Below are 14,838 nucleotides of genomic sequence, written 5' to 3' on the forward strand. Positions count from 1 at the left end.
CGTCACTAAAGGCGCGAAACTGGCTTGCTGAAAACCATAGAATCTCCCACAGGTAACGCGTAGCCCTCGGGCTTGCGCTGTACCTGAGGGAGCGGGCAAGTCCGCGAAGAGGCCGCCGCTGTTTTCACAGGACTCTGTCAAACTGCTCCGGCCAATCCCTTCGGGTAAACACCTGCCCTTCCCGCCTCACCCGCCGTACTTCCTCAAGGTCCACCTCACAGACCAGCCACTGACTGGTTGCAGGGCTCGATTCTTCACTCAAGGCCACCACCCCATCCCCCGGCATCCCATGATCCGGCGGCACGAACAGCCCTGCCCGGCCGATATTCTCGTCCAGCGCCGGCGACCAGGGCGCCAGCCCGACCGTGGGGCTCTGCAACACCGCAATCTGGTTCTCCAGCGCCCGCGCCTGGGCACCGATACGCACCCGGTGGTAACCCGCCTCGGTGTCGGTACAGCTCGGGGCGAGGATCAGGTCGGCACCACCCTCCGCCAGGCGCCGCGCCAGCATCGGGAATTCGTTGTCGTAGCAGATCAGGATCCCCAGGCGCCCCAGTTCGGTGTCGAACACCTGCAACCCCTGGCCTGCGGCTATATCCCATTGCTCGCGCTCGAAGCGGGTCATCATCAGCTTGTCCTGGTAACCCAGTACACCCTTGGGGCCGAACAGCCAGGCACGGTTGCGGTAGCGCCCATCGCTGTCCAGCACCGGTACGCTACCCGGTTGCAGGTAGATACCCCAGCGCCGGGCAAGGCTCTCGCACAAGGCCCTCCAGGGTTCGATCAGCGGCTGGATACCGGCGATGGAGGCCTTCAGGTCACCCCGCTGCTCGGCACTCAGTTGCCCGCTGAGCACCAGGCCGGCGTACTCCGGCAACAGCAGCAGGAGGGCCCCCGCGTCCACCGCCTCGGCGCACAGGGCTTGCAGATGATCGGCGTAGGCCTCCCAGGTTTCATGCAGCTCGATGGCGTACTGGCAGGCCGCCAGGCGGATCATATCGGCAGTTCCTTGAGCCAGAACGACATCAGCTTGTCGGAGCTTTCCTGTTCGTCCAGGTCGCGCCAGGCGTAGCTGGTGCGCAGCGACGGGTCGTGCAGGAAGCCGCGGTTACGCCAGAAGCCATGCAACGGTTTGTAGTCCGCAGGCCGCCGCGGATGCACACCTGGCCGCTCGACCGCACAGAACGCGCAATAGTCGAACTCGGCCAGCTTGTGTGCGTAGGACTCGCGCTCGATGAAAAAGCGCACCCCCAGGCCCTGGCCACGGTACTCGGGCAGTACCACAGATTCACCGAAGTAATACACGCTGGCCGGGTCGCGCCCCTGGGCCAGGAACGGCTGCTGGAACTCGGGGGCGACGTCCACCAGCGGCAGGCCGGTGGAGGCGCCGACCACCTTGCCGTCGTCCAGCGCCAGCACCACCAGGCTGCGCCCGGAGCGGGCATAAGTGGCCAGGTAGTCGGCCTCGTACTCCGGGGTGCCGTCATAAAGGTAGGGAAACTCGCGAAACACGGTAAGGCGCAGGCGAGCGAGGTCATCGATGTAAGGCGCGATAGCGGCGCCGTGCAACAGGCGTATTTCCATGCTTGGCGGTCGTTTTGTCGATGTGGATGACGCGCTCGGCTAAGCCGGGCTTGAGGGGAAACCCTATCATCCGGAGCGACGACCCGCCTTTTCCCTCCACGACAGGTATTGTTCCATGACCGCTACCGAACTGATAAATGCTTACTACGCCGCCTTCAATGCGGGCGACATGCCGGCCTTTCTCGCCCTGCTCAGCGAGGATGTGATCCACGACATCAACCAGGGCGAGCGGCAGATGGGCAAGGCCCGGTTTGCAGCGTTCATGGACAAGATGAACCGCTGCTACCGCGAGCGCCTGGCCGATATCGTGGTGATGCAGAACGCCGACGGCAGCCGCGCGGCGGCGGAGTTCACCGTGCATGGGGAATATCTGGTCGATGACGAAGGGTTGCCGGCGGCCAACGGGCAGACCTATGTGCTGCCGGCAGGGGCGTTCTTCTATATCCACTGCGGAAAGATTGCCCGGGTGACCAACTACTACAACCTCAATGACTGGGTCGAGCAGGTGGCCTGATCAGGGTGTATTGCTTGTGCTGGCCTATTCGCGGGCTCGCCCGCTCCCACAGGGATCCCGCACGACTTGAGAGCAGTGAGGTACAGGTGGGAGCGGGCATACCCGCGAAGAGGCCCTGTCAGGCAATACGGGTACCAAGCAACTTGAGAAAAGCCGCAAGCCACGCTGGATGCGCCGGCCATGCCGGTGCCGTCACCAGGTTGCCCTCCACATGCGCCTGGTCCACCGCGATATCGATGAACGTCCCGCCCGCCAAGCGCACATCCGGGGCACACGCCGGGTACGCACTGCATTCGCGCCCTTCCAGCACGCCAGCCGCCGCCAGCAACTGGGCGCCATGGCATACCGCCGCGATCGGCTTGCCCGCCTGGTTGAATGCGCGTACCAGCTCCAGCACCTTTTCATCCAGGCGCAGGTACTCTGGCGCACGACCACCAGGGATCAGCAGCGCGTCGTAACTCTCGGGCCGTACACGCACGAAGTCATAATTCAAGGCAAAGTTGTGCCCCGGCTTTTCGCTGTAGGTCTGTTCGCCCTCGAAATCATGAATCGCGGTACGCACCGTCTGCCCCGCGACTTTTTCCGGGCATACCGCATGCACCGTGTGCCCGACCATGCTCAGCGCCTGGAACGGCACCATGACTTCGTAATCTTCGACGTAGTCGCCGACCAACATGAGAATTTTCTTTGCCGTCATCGCACCCACTCCTTCGATTGCCTTGAGCCAATCACTGCACGATAGCTGGTCTCAGTCGCGACGGTCGAGCAAGTTGACCACCAACCGGTCCAGCCACCCCCACAACCGCTGCTTCACCCGGCGCCACAGCGGCCGGGCATTCCAGTGGCCCAGGTCGACCACCTCGCTCAAGGCGAAATCACGCTCGAAACTGGCCTGCACGGCAGCCGTCAGCGGCGGGTCGAGTGCCTCGATATTGGCCTCGAGGTTGAAGCGCAGGTTCCAGTGATCGAAGTTGCATGAGCCGATACTGACCCAGTCGTCGATCAGCACCATCTTCAGGTGCAGGAAACACGGCTGGTACTCATAGATGCGCACCCCGGCGCGCAGCAGACGCGGGTAATAGCGGTGCCCGGCGTAACGTACCGAGGGGTGATCGGTGCGCGGCCCGGTCAGCAGCAGCCGCACATCGACCCCCTTGCCGGCAGCCCGGCGCAGCGACCGGCGCACGCTCCAGGTCGGCAGGAAGTAAGGCGTGGCCAGCCACACTCGCTGCTTGCCGCTGTTGATCGCGCGCACCAGCGAATGCAGGATGTCCTGGTGCTGGCGGGCGTCGGCATAGGCCACCCGGCCCATGCCCTGCCCCTGTGCAGGCACCTTGGGCAGGCGCGGCAGGCCAAAGCCTTCGGCGGGGCGCCAGGCGGTGCGACGGTTGTTGGCGTGCCACTGGCGGTCGAACAGCAACTGCCAGTCGCTTACCACCGGCCCCTGCATCTGCACCATCACCTCGTGCCATTCACTGGTCGCCTCGCCCGGCGTCCAGAACTCGTCGGTGACGCCCGTGCCGCCCACCACTGCCCAGCGTTCGTCCACCAGCAGCAACTTGCGGTGATCGCGGTACAGGTTGCGCAAGCCACGCTTCCAGCGCAGGCGGTTGTACCAGCGCAGGTACACACCTGCGTCCAGCAGGCGCTGACGCAACTTGCTGTTGAAGGCCAGCGAGCCATAGTCGTCGAACAGGCAGCGCACCCGCACGCCACGTCGGGCAGCGTGCTCCAGCGCTTCAACCACCGCATCCGCGCAGTCACCGGCCTCGACCAGATACAGTTCCAGGTCGACCTGGAATTCGGCGCGCATGATCGCCAGGAGCATGCGCGGAAAAAACTCGGGGCCGTCGATCAGCAGTTCGAACTGGTTGCCATCCCGCCAGGGAAAGACCGGCCCCGGCATGTCAGCGGGCGGTGAAGATCAGCACCGCGCTAACCGGCACCGACGGGTTGATGGACTTGAGCCCGGCGAACTTGCGCAGGCGTTGCAGCCCCGGCAGCAGGCCGAAATCCTCGGCGCGCAGCACCAGGGGCTCCAGGGTCACCACCTGGAAGCGTCGCTCGTCCAGGCGGGTGGCCAGCAGCAGGGCGTTGTAGCTGTGGGACTGGCCATGCAGCGTCACGGTCAATGGCAGGCGCAGTTCGATCTGGGCACCGTTGGCCAGGTCGTTGATCGGCCGTAGGTCCAGTTGCGCCTGCACCTTGGCTTCGGCAAAGCGTTCGACCTCGAACAGGTCCTCGCGCATGCGTTCATCACGCAGCGGAATACCGCTGCTCACCGAGTCCATCTCGATGCTCAACCCGGCCACTCCCTTGCGGTCGACCGTGCCATGCAGCACCAGGAAGCGGTGCACTTCGGCGGTGTTACCGTTCTTGCCGGTAATGAACGAAAGGCGCGAAGACTCGCCATCGAGGTGCCAGTTGGCGTGGGCGGGCAGGCAAAAAGCCAGCAACAAGGCGGGCAGCAGGCGGGGCAGCTTGAACATGACAGATCTCGTGAAACCAGGCCGCCAACCTTACCCGCCCGCCTTCACGGCAGCAAGCGGCAGCCCTCGCGCGGGCCTTGCCAAGCAGCCTGATTGCGACGGCCCAGGCCTTCGGCGGTGACCTGCCGCTGTTGGCTGTCTTCCTCCAGCAGGCTCAGCGGCAGCCATTGCTTCACGTAGCCTTGGCAATACGCCGGCTCGAACCCCATGACGAAGCGGCACGAGCAATATTCCTTGGCCGAGTAGGCCGAAAGGATACCAGGGAAGTCCGCCAGGGCCTGGCGCTCATGCCAGGCCCAGTACACCACCCCCAGCAACACCACCAGCAGCACCCGCTTCATGCTCCCTCCCCAGCCAGCGCCGCGAGTATCCGCTTTAGCAGTTCATCGTGCTGGTAGCTGCCGTCGCGGTCATCGGCGTAACGCACGATCACCAGCTTTTGCGCGGGCAGCACGTACAGCGCCTGGCCCCAGTGGCCAAGGGCGGCATAGGTGTCTGCGGGAGCACTCGGCCAAGGCCGGGCAGCGCCGGGCAGCGGCTGGTTGAGCCACCAGTGGCCACCGGGGTTGGCCTCGCCGGGCAGCGCTTCGGCCTCAGCAAACGGCGTGCGGTTGAAGGTCACCCAGGGCTTGGGCAGCAATTGCCGATCCTGCCAACGCCCGTCGCGCTGCATCAGCAGGCCGATGCGCGCCAGGTCGCGAGCGCTGAGGTACAGGTAGGACGAACCCACATAGGTACCCGCGCGGTCCCGCTCCCATACCGCGCTGTCGATCCCCAACGGAATGAACAGCGCATGCCAGGGGTAGTCGTGGTACTGACCGGCATCGAGCATGCCGCGCAACGCGGCGGCCAGCAGGTTGCTGTCGCCACTGGAATAGAGAAACCGCTGGCCCGGGCTGGCCACCGCTTCCCGCGCCGCCGTGTAGGCCGCCATGTCCTCGCGGCCACGGGTATACAGCATGGCCACCACCGAGGACTTGAGCGGGGCGTATTCGTAGTCTTCCTGCCAGTCCAGGCCGCTGGCCCAATGCAGCAGATCGGCCATGCGCACGCCGGGATGGGCGTGCATGGCCGGGTAGAAACGGGTCACCGGGTCCTGCAGCTGGAAGCGGCCTTCGCCCTGGGCTACGCCCAATAGCGTGGCGAGTACGCTCTTGCTGATCGACCAGGTGAGGTGGGCGGTGGCGGCAGTGCTGGGGGCGGCGTAGCGTTCGTGGAGGATGCGGCCGTCGCGGATGATCAGCAGGGCGTCGGTGCGGATGCCGCTGCGTTCGGGGGTGGTGCGTGCGGGGAAGGCGTAGGCGTCGACGGCTTGCCAGTCGAGGGAGGCAGGGTCGTTGTGCCAGTCAGGGTCAGGCCAGACCTCAGCCTTGGCAGGGGCCATGGCCATGCAAAAAAGCAGCAGCAGACCTTTCAGCATCCCAGTAGAGGCTCGCGTTTTATGGGGCTGCCTTGCAGCCCTTCGCGGGCCCGCCCGCTCCCACAGGGATCGCACCATTCATGGGCTAAGCGATATACCTGTGGGAGCGGGCAAGCCCGCGAAGGGCCGCACAGCGGCCCCAGGATTCATCGGATCACACAAACCTATCAGCCATTCATGACAATCCCGCAGCAGCCCAAGCCTTGTTCAGCCGCTTCTCCCGCGCCGCCGCCGCCAGCGCCATCACCCCCTGGTCACGCTGCCAGATCTGCGCCCACTGCGCCGGCCCCGCCGCCAACGCGGCATCGATCTCCCCTCGCAGCGCCTGGAACTGTGCAAACAATCCTCCCAGCAACAAATGGCAACCAACGCTATCGGCGCACTGCCGGCTACCTTCGGCACACCCGGCCAGCAGCCCAAGCAGCTGCAGGCGCAGGGCCTGCGGCCAGGCGCACTCCTGCCCCACGCCATATAACCAGGCCGTCAACGCCGTAAGCACATACAAGTCCTCCAGCGAACGGAACGGCTTCACATAGGCATCCCAACCATCACCGGCCAACAACTCGCACGCCGCGTGCTCCAGCACCAGTCGCCCATGGCCTACTTCCGGCATCAGCGGCAGCGTCGGCAGCGCTTCCAGCGTCACGCCTGGCTCCCCGGGGTAGACCACCGCCAGGTTCAACTGCGGTGCCGCGCCCGTCGCCTCGCAGCGCGCCGCCACCAGCAGCCATTCCGCCTCCAGGCCGGCAGTGACGAAGTCCTTGCTACCGGTCAGCCGCAAGCCGTCCAGGCGCGTGCGCATGTCCGCCGGCCGCACGCTGCGCCGTTCGGTGGCGCACAGGGCGCCGAGGCTGGGTGGAGCACTGGGCCACAGCATGCGCAAGGCGGCCTGGTAGCCGACCAGGAAGGCCAGGCCGGGGGTGGCCATCGCGCGCCCGCCGAGCACCGCCAGTTCGAACGGGGCAACCGGGCCAAGGCGCTCGAGCAGCGCAGCATAGGTTTCGCCCAGAGTGCCCGCCAGCGCTTGGCGAAGCGGGTCGTTGAGTCGTTGCAACCAGGCCATCGGTCGGCTCCTTGCTGAAGGGCTTTCAGTTGTGGCTCAGGGGGTGTCACGCAAGCATCACCAAAGATTCACAGGGGTGACACCCCATCTACCTAGGCTGACTTTGCACAACAAAGCCGACCGGCCGCAACCCTTCATGGCTGGCTTATGGAGACTCGTAATGACTCGGATCGCTCACGCTGGCGACAACAGCACCGAACGCCGTCTGCAAGCCGAACGCCTGGTTGGCGCCACGGCCGTGCAGGAAGCCCAGGCCCTGCGCTACAAAGTGTTCAGCGCCGAATTCAAGGCCAAGCTCAAAGGAGCCGAGCAAGGCCTGGACATGGACGACTACGACGTGCACTGCCGCCACATTGGCGTACGCGACCTGAGCACCGGCGAGCTGGTTGCCACCACCCGCCTGCTCGACCATCAGGCCGCCAGCAGCCTGGGCCGCTTCTATAGCGAAGAAGAATTCAGCCTGCATGGCCTGTTGCAGCTGCAGGGCCCGATCCTGGAGCTGGGCCGAACCTGCGTAGCTCCCGACTACCGCAACGGCGGCACCATCGCCGTGCTCTGGGGCGAACTGGCCGAAGTGCTCAACGAAGGCCGCTACAGCTACCTGATGGGCTGCGCCAGCATCCCCATGCAGGATGGCGGGGTACAGGCCCATGCGGTGATGCAGCGCCTGCGTGACCGCTACCTGTGCACCGAGCACCTGCGCGCCGAGCCGAAGAACCCATTGCCCAACCTGGCACTGCCGAACAACGTCATCGCCGAGATGCCACCGCTGCTCAAGGCGTACATGCGCCTGGGCGCGAAGATCTGCGGCGAGCCGTGCTGGGACGAAGACTTTCAGGTGGCCGACGTGTTCATCCTGCTCAAACGCGACGAACTGTGCCCACGCTACGCCCGCCACTTCAAGGCAGCGGTCTGATGCCGAAGCTGCGGGTAATGGCCCGCCTGACTCGACTGCTGCTGGTACTGCTGCTGGTACTGCTGCTGGGCATGCTGATGGCCAGCGTGATCGCCCTGGGCGAACGCCTGGGGTTCAAGACGCCCATCGAGCGCCGCCAGCGCTGGACCTGCCTTTTCATGAAGCGCCTGGTCGCGGCCCTGCCCTTCGATGTGCGGGTGATCGGAGAGCTGCCCCAACGGCCAATGCTGTGGGTCAGCAACCACGTGTCCTGGACCGATATCCCGTTGCTTGGCATGCTGCTGCCGCTGTCGTTCCTGTCCAAGGCCGAAGTGCGGCACTGGCCGGTGGCCGGCTGGCTGGCGGAAAAGGCCGGCACCTTGTTCATCCGCCGTGGCGGGGGCGACAGCCAGCGACTGCGTGAGCAGATCGCCAGGCAACTGGGTCTTTCCCGGCCGCTACTGATCTTCCCGGAGGGCACCACCACCAGTGGCCGTACCCTGCGCACCTTCCATGGTCGCCTGCTGGCAGGTGCCATCGACCGTGGCGTGGCGGTGCAGCCGGTCGCCATCCAGTACCTGCGCGATGGCCAGATCGACCCGATTGCACCGTTTATTGGTGACGATGACCTGGTGTCGCACCTGATGCGCCTGTTTGCCCTGCCGCGGGGCGAGGTATGCATTCACCTGCTGCAGCCGATCGGCAGCGTGGGCAAGGAGCGAGCGGTGCTGGCGTTGCAGGCGCAGCAGGCGATTCACCTGGCGTTGTTCGGGGTTGAAGAGGTTGAGCTGGCGCCACGGCGGCAGGCGCGGGCTGCCTGAGTTTTATGCACTGCCTGTTCTGGCCTTTTCGCGGGTGAACCCGCTCCCACAGGGATGGCGCTCATCCTGAGTTCTGTGGTGTACCTGTGGGAGCGGGTTTACCCGCGAAGAGGCCGGCAATGCCAACCCAGCACTAACTGTCAGACATCCGCCCCGCTGCAGCAAACGCCTGCAACTGTGGATAAAACTCCCTGAAGTCCGCCAGCAATGGCTCATACAGCCGCTCCAGCTCCCCCATCACCCCAACCATGCCCTCCGGCCGCGATAGGCGCCGGGCAATGCCGTTGAACACCTGCTCCAGCGTGGCAAAGTCGCCATACGCACCCAGCCAGTCATCCGCCGCCATGAACGGCGCTATCCGCGCCAGCCGCCCCGGCAACTCGGGCTCCGCAAGCAATACCCGATAAAAATCCCCGGTGAACTGCTCCAGCGGCTGCTCGGCATAATCCTGCCAATGCCGGGCCAGGCAATGGTCGAAAAACACATCCAGAACGATGCCGGCAAAGCGCCGCCGCTCCCGCGGAAAGCGCGCCAGTGCCGCCAGCACCAACGGGTGCTGGTCGGTATAGCTGTCGATATGCCGGTGCAACCGGATGGCCGCCTCCAGCGCTGGCGGGAAGCGCCCTTCCAGCGAGCCTTTGACGAAGTCGCCATACAGGCTGCCAAGCAGTTGTTGCGGCGCCGGGCCGCCAAGGTGCAGGTGTGCGAGGTAGTTCATGAGCGCAGTCTAGCACCGCCGGCCCATATATCGTTATAACGCGATATAGCGATTCGTGCTCAGCTCAGAACCTCTTCATATTTGTATATCGGGAAACCACGATTTACATTTCGTCCTATCGCGATATACCGCTACAACGAGCCTCAACCCATGCCTCTCGATCTCGACGAAATCATAAAAGCGCTGGCCCACCCGGTCAGGCGAGAAATCCTCAGCTGGCTGAAGGACCCGGCTACGCAATTCCCCGACCAGTACCACAGCACCGAGAACGGTGTGTGTGCCGGGCAGATCGACCAACGCTGCGGCCTGTCGCAGTCGACCGTCTCCGCCCACCTGGCCACCTTGCAGCGCGCCGGGCTGATCAGCAGCCAGAAGATCGGCCAATGGCATTTCTTCAAACGCAACGAAGCCACCATCCAGGCGTTTCTCGAACAACTGCGCCAAGCACTCTGAACAGGCAGGTAACCGTCATGACCACGCTTTTCGATCCGATCACCCTGGGCGACCTGCAACTGCCCAACCGCATCATCATGGCCCCGCTCACCCGCTGCCGGGCCGACGAAGGCCGCGTGCCCAACGCGCTGATGGCCGAGTATTACGTGCAGCGCGCCAGCGCCGGGCTGATCCTCAGCGAGGCGACCTCGGTCAGCGCCATGGGCGTCGGCTACCCGGATACCCCCGGTATCTGGAACGACGAACAGGTGCGTGGCTGGAACAACGTGACCAAGGCCGTGCATGCCGCCGGCGGGCGCATCTTCCTGCAGCTGTGGCATGTTGGCCGCATCTCCCACCCCAGCTACCTGAACGGCGAGCTGCCGGTGGCCCCCAGCGCGATCCAGCCCAAGGGCCATGTAAGCCTGGTGCGCCCGCTCAGTGACTACCCCACCCCACGTGCGCTGGAAACCGAAGAAATCATCGACATCGTCGAGGCCTACCGCAGCGGTGCCGAGAATGCCAAGGCTGCCGGTTTCGATGGTGTGGAAATCCACGGCGCCAACGGCTACCTGCTCGACCAGTTCCTGCAGAGCAGCACCAACCAGCGCACCGACCGCTACGGTGGTTCGCTGGAAAACCGTGCACGGCTGCTGCTGGAAGTGACCGATGCGGCCATCGAGGTATGGGGCGCAAACCGCGTGGGCGTGCACCTGGCGCCGCGGGCCGATGCCCATGACATGGGCGATGCCGACCGTGCCGAAACATTTACCTACGTGGCCCGTGAGCTGGGCAAGCGTGGTATTGCCTTCATCTGCTCGCGGGAAAAGGAAGCCGATGACAGTATCGGCCCGCTGATCAAGGAAGCGTTCGGGGGCCCGTACATCGTCAATGAGCGCTTTGACAAGGCCAGTGCCAATGCAGCCCTGGCCAATGGCAAGGCCGACGCCGTGGCGTTTGGCGTGCCGTTCATCGCCAACCCTGATCTGCCGGCGCGGCTGGCGGCGGATGCGCCGTTGAACGAGGCGCGGCCGGAGACTTTCTATGGCAAGGGGCCGGTGGGGTACATCGACTATCCGCGGTTGTGATTCAAGGCCATTCGCGGGCACGCCCGCTCCCACAAGTACAGCGACAAGCTTGAAGATTGTGCTGACCCTGTGGGAGCGGGCGTGCCCGCGAAGAAGGCTCAGGTGACCTCAGGGCCGGGCATTGATCTGCTGCTGCAGGTTCTGGATCTGGCTCTGCAAGGTATTCAGGTTGCGTGTCGTCTGCGCCCGGAAGGCGTCGAATTCCTGCACCGAAGCACCACTGGACGCCGCCGCGGCCGGGCGGTTGTCGATCTGGCTCTTGAGCACCAGGATGTCCTGCTCCAGGTCCTGGATGGCCGCGCTCGGGTTACCCTGCTTCTTCAGCGCAGCAACCTCGCTGCCCAGGCTCTTGAGCTGCGCATCCAGCTTGGCGCCATCCACCTGTGCGGCCTTCAGCGCAGCAACCTGTTCGTTCAGGCCCTTGAACTGGGTATCCAGCTTGCCACCATCGACCTGGCCCGAGCGCAACGCGGCCAGCTCGCCATTCACCGCCTTCAACTGCGCCTGCAACTGGGTTTGCAGTTGGGTCACGACCTTCTGCTGTTCACGGGTATCAGCCAGTACCTGCTCCAGGCGCTTGCCCAGGTCGCCGGTCTGCCCGGCCACACCCTTCTGCAACTGGCGCAACTGCAGCTTCAACTCCTCGCTGTTGGTAGTCGCGCCGGATTCGCTGGCAGCCACCTTGCCGCTGATCGCTTGCAGGCGCCCGGCAGCCTCTTCGCTGATGCGAGCGAAGCTTTCCTGGGTCGCCACCAGTTGCTGCTCCATCAACGAGATCTGCTGGAAGCTCCACCAGCCAAGGCCCGCCAAGGCGATGAACGAGGCCCCGAGCAATGCCCACAGCGGCGCCGTGCTGGCACCGCGAGCGGCCTTCTGGCGGCTGCGCACCACGTGCGCCGGCATCAGTTCGTCATCGTCATGGGTGCCCGCCCGCAGGCTAGGCACGTCATCGTAGTCATCGTGAGCATGGTTACGCATGGATACATTCAACCGCGGTAGTCGCAAAGAGGCACGAGTATAAACCGCCAGCGCGGCGCGTTGATGACCATTGTCGGCCGGCCGGCTTTACTGCCCCGGCGGCTGGTGCTTCCACCAGGCACAGAATTCATCCAATGCCGTCCACAGGCTGACCTTGGGCTGGTAGTCCAGGTACTGTCGGGCGCGGCTGATATCCAGGGTGAAATCGCGGCTCATCACCTGCATCCCCAGGCGCGACAGGGTCGGTTGCGGGCGTCCCGGCCACAACATGCAGGCCGCCTCGTTCAGCGCGGCCAGGCTGTAGGCCAGGCCGTAGGAACGGTAACGGGTAACCTGCGGCAGCTGCATCTGGCGCATCACGTAGTTGACCACGTCCCACAGCGGCAGCGGCTGGCCGTTGCTGATGTTATAGGCTTGGCCCAGCGCCCGGTCATCGGCGAACAGGGCACTGAGCAGCGCTTCGTTAAGATTGTGCACGCTGGTGAAATCGACTTTGTTCAGGCCGTTGCCGATGATCGCCACGCGCCCCTTGCGCTGCATCTGCATCAGCCGCGGGAAGATACTGGCATCGCCAGCGCCGGTGACGAAGCGTGGGCGCAGCGCCAGCACCTCGAGGCCGAATTCCTGGGCACCGAACACTTTCTGCTCGGCCATGTACTTGGTCTGCCCGTAGTGGTCGTGGAAGCGGCGCGGCACCTGGTCTTCACGGATTTCCAGGCGCGAGCGGCCATTGAAGTAGATCGACGGCGACGACAGGTGTACCAGCCGCCGTACGTGCTCCTTCAAGCAGCCCTCGACCACGTTTTCGGTGACCACCACATTGCCTTGATAGAAGTCCTGGTAGCGCCCCCAGTTGCCCACTGCGCCGGCGCAGTGCACTACCGCCTCGACGCCCTGGCACAGGCGGCGGGCCAGCTCGGCATCCCCCAGGTCGCCGGGGATGAACTGGGCGCCGCGCTTGACCAGGTGCTCGACCCCTTCGGCTCGACGGCCGCTGACCCGCACGTCCAGGCCCTGCTCCAGGGCAAAGCGTGCAAAGCGCCCGCCAATGAAGCCACTCGCGCCGGTGACCAGAATTCGCATGTAAGACTCCGTCTAGATTTCAGATGCAACTGACGCCAGCCGTGGCTACAAGGGCACCAGCCATTGCCTTGCGGTGTGCCGCAGGTGGTCGGTCAGTTGCGCGAGCAGTTGCCCGCCATTGCGCCAATGATGCCAGTACAGCGGCACATCGATGGGGGTATCACTGCAGATTTCCACCAGCTGGCCGCTGGCCAGTTGCTCGCGGGCCTGCAGTTCGGGCACCAGGCCCCACCCCAGGCCGGCTTCGGTCATGCGCAGGAAGCCTTCGGACGACGGGCACAAGTGGTGCAGGAAGCCATCCTCGATGCCCAGCGATGCCAGGTAGCGGTGTTGCAGGAAGTCGTCCGGGCCGTAAACGATCGCCGGGGTACGGGCCAGGCGGCTGGCAGCGAAGCCCTGCGGAAAATGCCGCGCCATGAACCCGGGGCTGGCCAGCGCCCGGTAGCGCATGGCGCCCAGCGGCAGGCTGCGCGCGCCGGCCACCGGCCGCTCGCTGCCACACAGGCAGGCCGCAACTTCGCCCGCACGCATGCGTTTCAGACCCACTTCCTGGTCTTCCACCACCAGGTCGGTCAGCACATTCTGCTGCGCGCAGAAAGTGCCCACTGCCCCGGCCCACCAGGTGGCCAGGCTGTCGGCATTGAGAGCAATGCGCAGGCGCTCCGGCATGCCCTCCTCGTCCAGTGCCGGCACCTGGCGCTGCAGGTCGCGTTCGAGCAGGCGCACCTGCTGCACATGGTTGAGCAACTGGCGGCCGACTTCGGTCGGGCTTGGCGGTGTGGCACGCACCAGCACCGGCTGGCCGACCCGCGCCTCGAGCAGCTTGATGCGCTGGGAAATGGCCGACTGCGACAAGCCCAGCACCTGCGCCGCGCGTTCGAAACCACCCTGCTCGATCACGGCGGCGAGGGCGGCCAGCAGCTTGTAGTCGAACATCGTTTTTCCTAATGACGGATCAGCTCTATTTGTTTTTCTTATACAGCGTGGTTCATCACAATGGCCAGCATCTTTTAGACGCTTTGGAGAGCGCGCCATGTGGCAAAGCTATCTCAACGGCATGCTCGTGGCCTTCGGCCTGATCATGGCCATCGGTGCACAGAACGCTTTCGTCCTCGCCCAGAGCTTGCGCCGCGAGCATCATTTGCCGGTGGCGGCACTGTGCATCGTCTGTGACGCCATCCTGGTGGCGGCCGGAGTGTTCGGCCTGGCCACCGTGCTGGCGCACAACCCGACCTTGCTGGCGATCGCCCGCTGGGGCGGCGCGGTGTTCCTGATCTGGTACGGCGCCAAGGCGTTGCGCAGCGCCTGCTCCAGGCAGAGCCTGCAGCACCAGCAGGGCCAGGGTGCGCGCTCACGCCGCGCGGTGTTGCTCAGTGCACTGGCGGTGACCCTGCTGAACCCGCACGTGTACCTCGACACGGTGCTGCTGATCGGCTCGCTGGGCGCCCAGCAGGCTGCGCCTGGCGCCTACGTGGCCGGCGCTGCCAGTGCCTCGCTGCTGTGGTTCTCGACCCTGGCGATCGGTGCGGCCTGGCTGGCACCGTGGCTGGCCCGGCCGGCGACCTGGCGCATGCTCGACCTGATGGTGGCGGTGATGATGTTCGCGGTGGCGGCGCAGTTGATCTTCAACTGACATCAAGGGCCCTATCGCCGGCAAGCCAGCTCCCACAGAGATGTCACCAGGCCTGAGGGCGGTGATATCCCTGTGGGAGATTCTATGGTTTTAGGGAAGTTTTTTAAGCGGCTTTTGACC

The 14,838-nt window shown here is 64.9% G+C and carries 18 protein-coding genes; 6 read left to right on the top strand and 12 right to left on the bottom strand.

The annotated features are described in order from the left end of the window. Positions 1-124: 124 nt before the first annotated feature. Both MJ643_RS29000 and MJ643_RS29005 read right to left on the bottom strand, forming a co-directional pair. On the bottom strand, positions 125-997 hold the full coding sequence (locus MJ643_RS29000) for a carbon-nitrogen hydrolase family protein (protein ID WP_024087697.1): 873 nt from the start codon (positions 995-997) through the stop codon (positions 125-127). Then, positions 994-1,584, bottom strand: coding sequence for a GNAT family N-acetyltransferase (locus MJ643_RS29005; RefSeq protein WP_013974061.1), 591 nt, complete (start codon positions 1,582-1,584; stop codon positions 994-996). Before MJ643_RS29005 ends, MJ643_RS29000 begins: the two co-directional genes overlap by 4 nt. A 115-nt stretch (positions 1,585-1,699) precedes the next feature. Between MJ643_RS29005 and MJ643_RS29010 the strand changes: the two genes are divergently transcribed. After that, positions 1,700-2,098, top strand: coding sequence for a nuclear transport factor 2 family protein (locus tag MJ643_RS29010; protein WP_013974062.1), 399 nt, complete (start codon positions 1,700-1,702; stop codon positions 2,096-2,098). A gap of 118 nt (positions 2,099-2,216) precedes the next feature. Here MJ643_RS29010 and MJ643_RS29015 read toward each other — a convergent pair whose 3' ends face one another. From MJ643_RS29015 to MJ643_RS29040, 6 genes are all read right to left on the bottom strand, one after another. After that, positions 2,217-2,795, bottom strand: a complete 579-nt coding sequence (locus MJ643_RS29015; protein ID WP_024087698.1) for a DJ-1/PfpI family protein — start codon at positions 2,793-2,795, stop codon at positions 2,217-2,219. Positions 2,796-2,846: 51 nt separating this feature from the next. Beyond that, complete coding sequence (locus MJ643_RS29020; protein WP_013974064.1) at positions 2,847-4,004, bottom strand: phosphatidylserine/phosphatidylglycerophosphate/cardiolipin synthase family protein; 1,158 nt, start codon at positions 4,002-4,004, stop codon at positions 2,847-2,849. A 1-nt stretch (position 4,005) separates the two neighbouring features. Continuing rightward, the gene (locus MJ643_RS29025; protein WP_013974065.1) at positions 4,006-4,587 is read right to left on the bottom strand and encodes a YceI family protein; all 582 of its coding nucleotides are present in this window, start codon (positions 4,585-4,587) and stop codon (positions 4,006-4,008) included. A gap of 44 nt (positions 4,588-4,631) precedes the next feature. Further along, complete coding sequence (locus MJ643_RS29030; protein WP_013974066.1) at positions 4,632-4,928, bottom strand: hypothetical protein; 297 nt, start codon at positions 4,926-4,928, stop codon at positions 4,632-4,634. Further along, positions 4,925-6,007, bottom strand: coding sequence for a serine hydrolase (locus tag MJ643_RS29035; RefSeq protein ID WP_013974067.1), 1,083 nt, complete (start codon positions 6,005-6,007; stop codon positions 4,925-4,927). Before MJ643_RS29035 ends, MJ643_RS29030 begins: the two co-directional genes overlap by 4 nt. Before the next feature lie 175 nt (positions 6,008-6,182). Beyond that, entirely contained in the window at positions 6,183-7,070 is an 888-nt protein-coding gene (locus MJ643_RS29040) for a hypothetical protein (RefSeq protein ID WP_013974068.1), read from the bottom strand. A 160-nt stretch (positions 7,071-7,230) separates the two neighbouring features. Here MJ643_RS29040 and olsB point away from each other — a divergent pair, with 160 nt between their 5' ends. Then, positions 7,231-7,986 (top strand): L-ornithine N(alpha)-acyltransferase, encoded by a 756-nt coding sequence (olsB, locus tag MJ643_RS29045; protein ID WP_047595798.1) that lies wholly within the window; start codon positions 7,231-7,233, stop codon positions 7,984-7,986. Beyond that, entirely contained in the window at positions 7,986-8,786 is an 801-nt protein-coding gene (locus MJ643_RS29050) for a lysophospholipid acyltransferase family protein (protein WP_208209726.1), read from the top strand. The genes olsB and MJ643_RS29050 overlap by 1 nt, the downstream gene beginning before the upstream one ends. A gap of 133 nt (positions 8,787-8,919) precedes the next feature. Here MJ643_RS29050 and MJ643_RS29055 read toward each other — a convergent pair whose 3' ends face one another. Beyond that, on the bottom strand, positions 8,920-9,504 hold the full coding sequence (locus tag MJ643_RS29055) for an ACP phosphodiesterase (RefSeq protein WP_013974071.1): 585 nt from the start codon (positions 9,502-9,504) through the stop codon (positions 8,920-8,922). Positions 9,505-9,654: 150 nt separating this feature from the next. Between MJ643_RS29055 and MJ643_RS29060 the strand changes: the two genes are divergently transcribed. Further along, positions 9,655-9,957 carry a helix-turn-helix transcriptional regulator gene (locus tag MJ643_RS29060; protein WP_003258229.1) on the top strand — a complete coding sequence of 101 codons (303 nt, stop codon included), beginning with the start codon at positions 9,655-9,657 and terminating at the stop codon, positions 9,955-9,957. Between the two features lie 17 nt (positions 9,958-9,974). Continuing rightward, the gene (locus MJ643_RS29065) at positions 9,975-11,024 is read left to right on the top strand and encodes an alkene reductase (protein ID WP_013974072.1); all 1,050 of its coding nucleotides are present in this window, start codon (positions 9,975-9,977) and stop codon (positions 11,022-11,024) included. A gap of 108 nt (positions 11,025-11,132) precedes the next feature. Here the strand turns inward: MJ643_RS29065 and MJ643_RS29070 are convergent, their stop codons facing one another. The 3 genes from MJ643_RS29070 to MJ643_RS29080 form a co-directional block, all read right to left on the bottom strand. Continuing rightward, on the bottom strand, positions 11,133-12,002 hold the full coding sequence (locus MJ643_RS29070; protein ID WP_013974073.1) for a hypothetical protein: 870 nt from the start codon (positions 12,000-12,002) through the stop codon (positions 11,133-11,135). An 87-nt stretch (positions 12,003-12,089) separates the two neighbouring features. Further along, the gene (locus MJ643_RS29075) at positions 12,090-13,085 is read right to left on the bottom strand and encodes an NAD(P)-dependent oxidoreductase (protein ID WP_013974074.1); all 996 of its coding nucleotides are present in this window, start codon (positions 13,083-13,085) and stop codon (positions 12,090-12,092) included. Positions 13,086-13,130: 45 nt separating this feature from the next. After that, a complete protein-coding gene (locus MJ643_RS29080; protein ID WP_013974075.1) occupies positions 13,131-14,021 on the bottom strand; it encodes a LysR family transcriptional regulator ArgP in 891 nt (296 codons plus the stop codon). A gap of 97 nt (positions 14,022-14,118) precedes the next feature. On the opposite strand from MJ643_RS29080, the gene MJ643_RS29085 reads away from it, so the two are divergent. Then, positions 14,119-14,718: a LysE/ArgO family amino acid transporter gene (locus MJ643_RS29085; protein ID WP_003258234.1), complete on the top strand. Its 600-nt coding sequence runs from the start codon at positions 14,119-14,121 to the stop codon at positions 14,716-14,718. The last annotated feature ends 120 nt before the right edge of the window (positions 14,719-14,838 follow it).

The organism is Pseudomonas sp. PNPG3 (genome assembly GCF_023093815.1).
Taxonomy (GTDB): domain Bacteria; phylum Pseudomonadota; class Gammaproteobacteria; order Pseudomonadales; family Pseudomonadaceae; genus Aquipseudomonas; species Aquipseudomonas asiatica.

What these genes read in the sequence shown, in the direction of transcription:
- MJ643_RS29065 (WP_013974072.1), top strand. Translation starts at nt 9,975, where the DNA reads ATGACCACGCTTTTCGATCCGATCACCCTGGGCGACCTGCAACTGCCC.
- MJ643_RS29050 (WP_208209726.1), top strand. Translation starts at nt 7,986, where the DNA reads ATGCCGAAGCTGCGGGTAATGGCCCGCCTGACTCGACTGCTGCTGGTA.
- MJ643_RS29075 (WP_013974074.1), bottom strand. Translation starts at nt 13,085, where the DNA reads ATGCGAATTCTGGTCACCGGCGCGAGTGGCTTCATTGGCGGGCGCTTT.
- MJ643_RS29015 (WP_024087698.1), bottom strand. Translation starts at nt 2,795, where the DNA reads ATGACGGCAAAGAAAATTCTCATGTTGGTCGGCGACTACGTCGAAGAT.
- MJ643_RS29025 (WP_013974065.1), bottom strand. Translation starts at nt 4,587, where the DNA reads ATGTTCAAGCTGCCCCGCCTGCTGCCCGCCTTGTTGCTGGCTTTTTGC.
- MJ643_RS29010 (WP_013974062.1), top strand. Translation starts at nt 1,700, where the DNA reads ATGACCGCTACCGAACTGATAAATGCTTACTACGCCGCCTTCAATGCG.
- MJ643_RS29005 (WP_013974061.1), bottom strand. Translation starts at nt 1,584, where the DNA reads ATGGAAATACGCCTGTTGCACGGCGCCGCTATCGCGCCTTACATCGAT.
- MJ643_RS29060 (WP_003258229.1), top strand. Translation starts at nt 9,655, where the DNA reads ATGCCTCTCGATCTCGACGAAATCATAAAAGCGCTGGCCCACCCGGTC.
- MJ643_RS29035 (WP_013974067.1), bottom strand. Translation starts at nt 6,007, where the DNA reads ATGCTGAAAGGTCTGCTGCTGCTTTTTTGCATGGCCATGGCCCCTGCC.
- olsB (WP_047595798.1), top strand. Translation starts at nt 7,231, where the DNA reads ATGACTCGGATCGCTCACGCTGGCGACAACAGCACCGAACGCCGTCTG.
- MJ643_RS29040 (WP_013974068.1), bottom strand. Translation starts at nt 7,070, where the DNA reads ATGGCCTGGTTGCAACGACTCAACGACCCGCTTCGCCAAGCGCTGGCG.
- MJ643_RS29000 (WP_024087697.1), bottom strand. Translation starts at nt 997, where the DNA reads ATGATCCGCCTGGCGGCCTGCCAGTACGCCATCGAGCTGCATGAAACC.
- MJ643_RS29030 (WP_013974066.1), bottom strand. Translation starts at nt 4,928, where the DNA reads ATGAAGCGGGTGCTGCTGGTGGTGTTGCTGGGGGTGGTGTACTGGGCC.
- MJ643_RS29020 (WP_013974064.1), bottom strand. Translation starts at nt 4,004, where the DNA reads ATGCCGGGGCCGGTCTTTCCCTGGCGGGATGGCAACCAGTTCGAACTG.
- MJ643_RS29055 (WP_013974071.1), bottom strand. Translation starts at nt 9,504, where the DNA reads ATGAACTACCTCGCACACCTGCACCTTGGCGGCCCGGCGCCGCAACAA.
- MJ643_RS29070 (WP_013974073.1), bottom strand. Translation starts at nt 12,002, where the DNA reads ATGCGTAACCATGCTCACGATGACTACGATGACGTGCCTAGCCTGCGG.
- MJ643_RS29080 (WP_013974075.1), bottom strand. Translation starts at nt 14,021, where the DNA reads ATGTTCGACTACAAGCTGCTGGCCGCCCTCGCCGCCGTGATCGAGCAG.
- MJ643_RS29085 (WP_003258234.1), top strand. Translation starts at nt 14,119, where the DNA reads ATGTGGCAAAGCTATCTCAACGGCATGCTCGTGGCCTTCGGCCTGATC.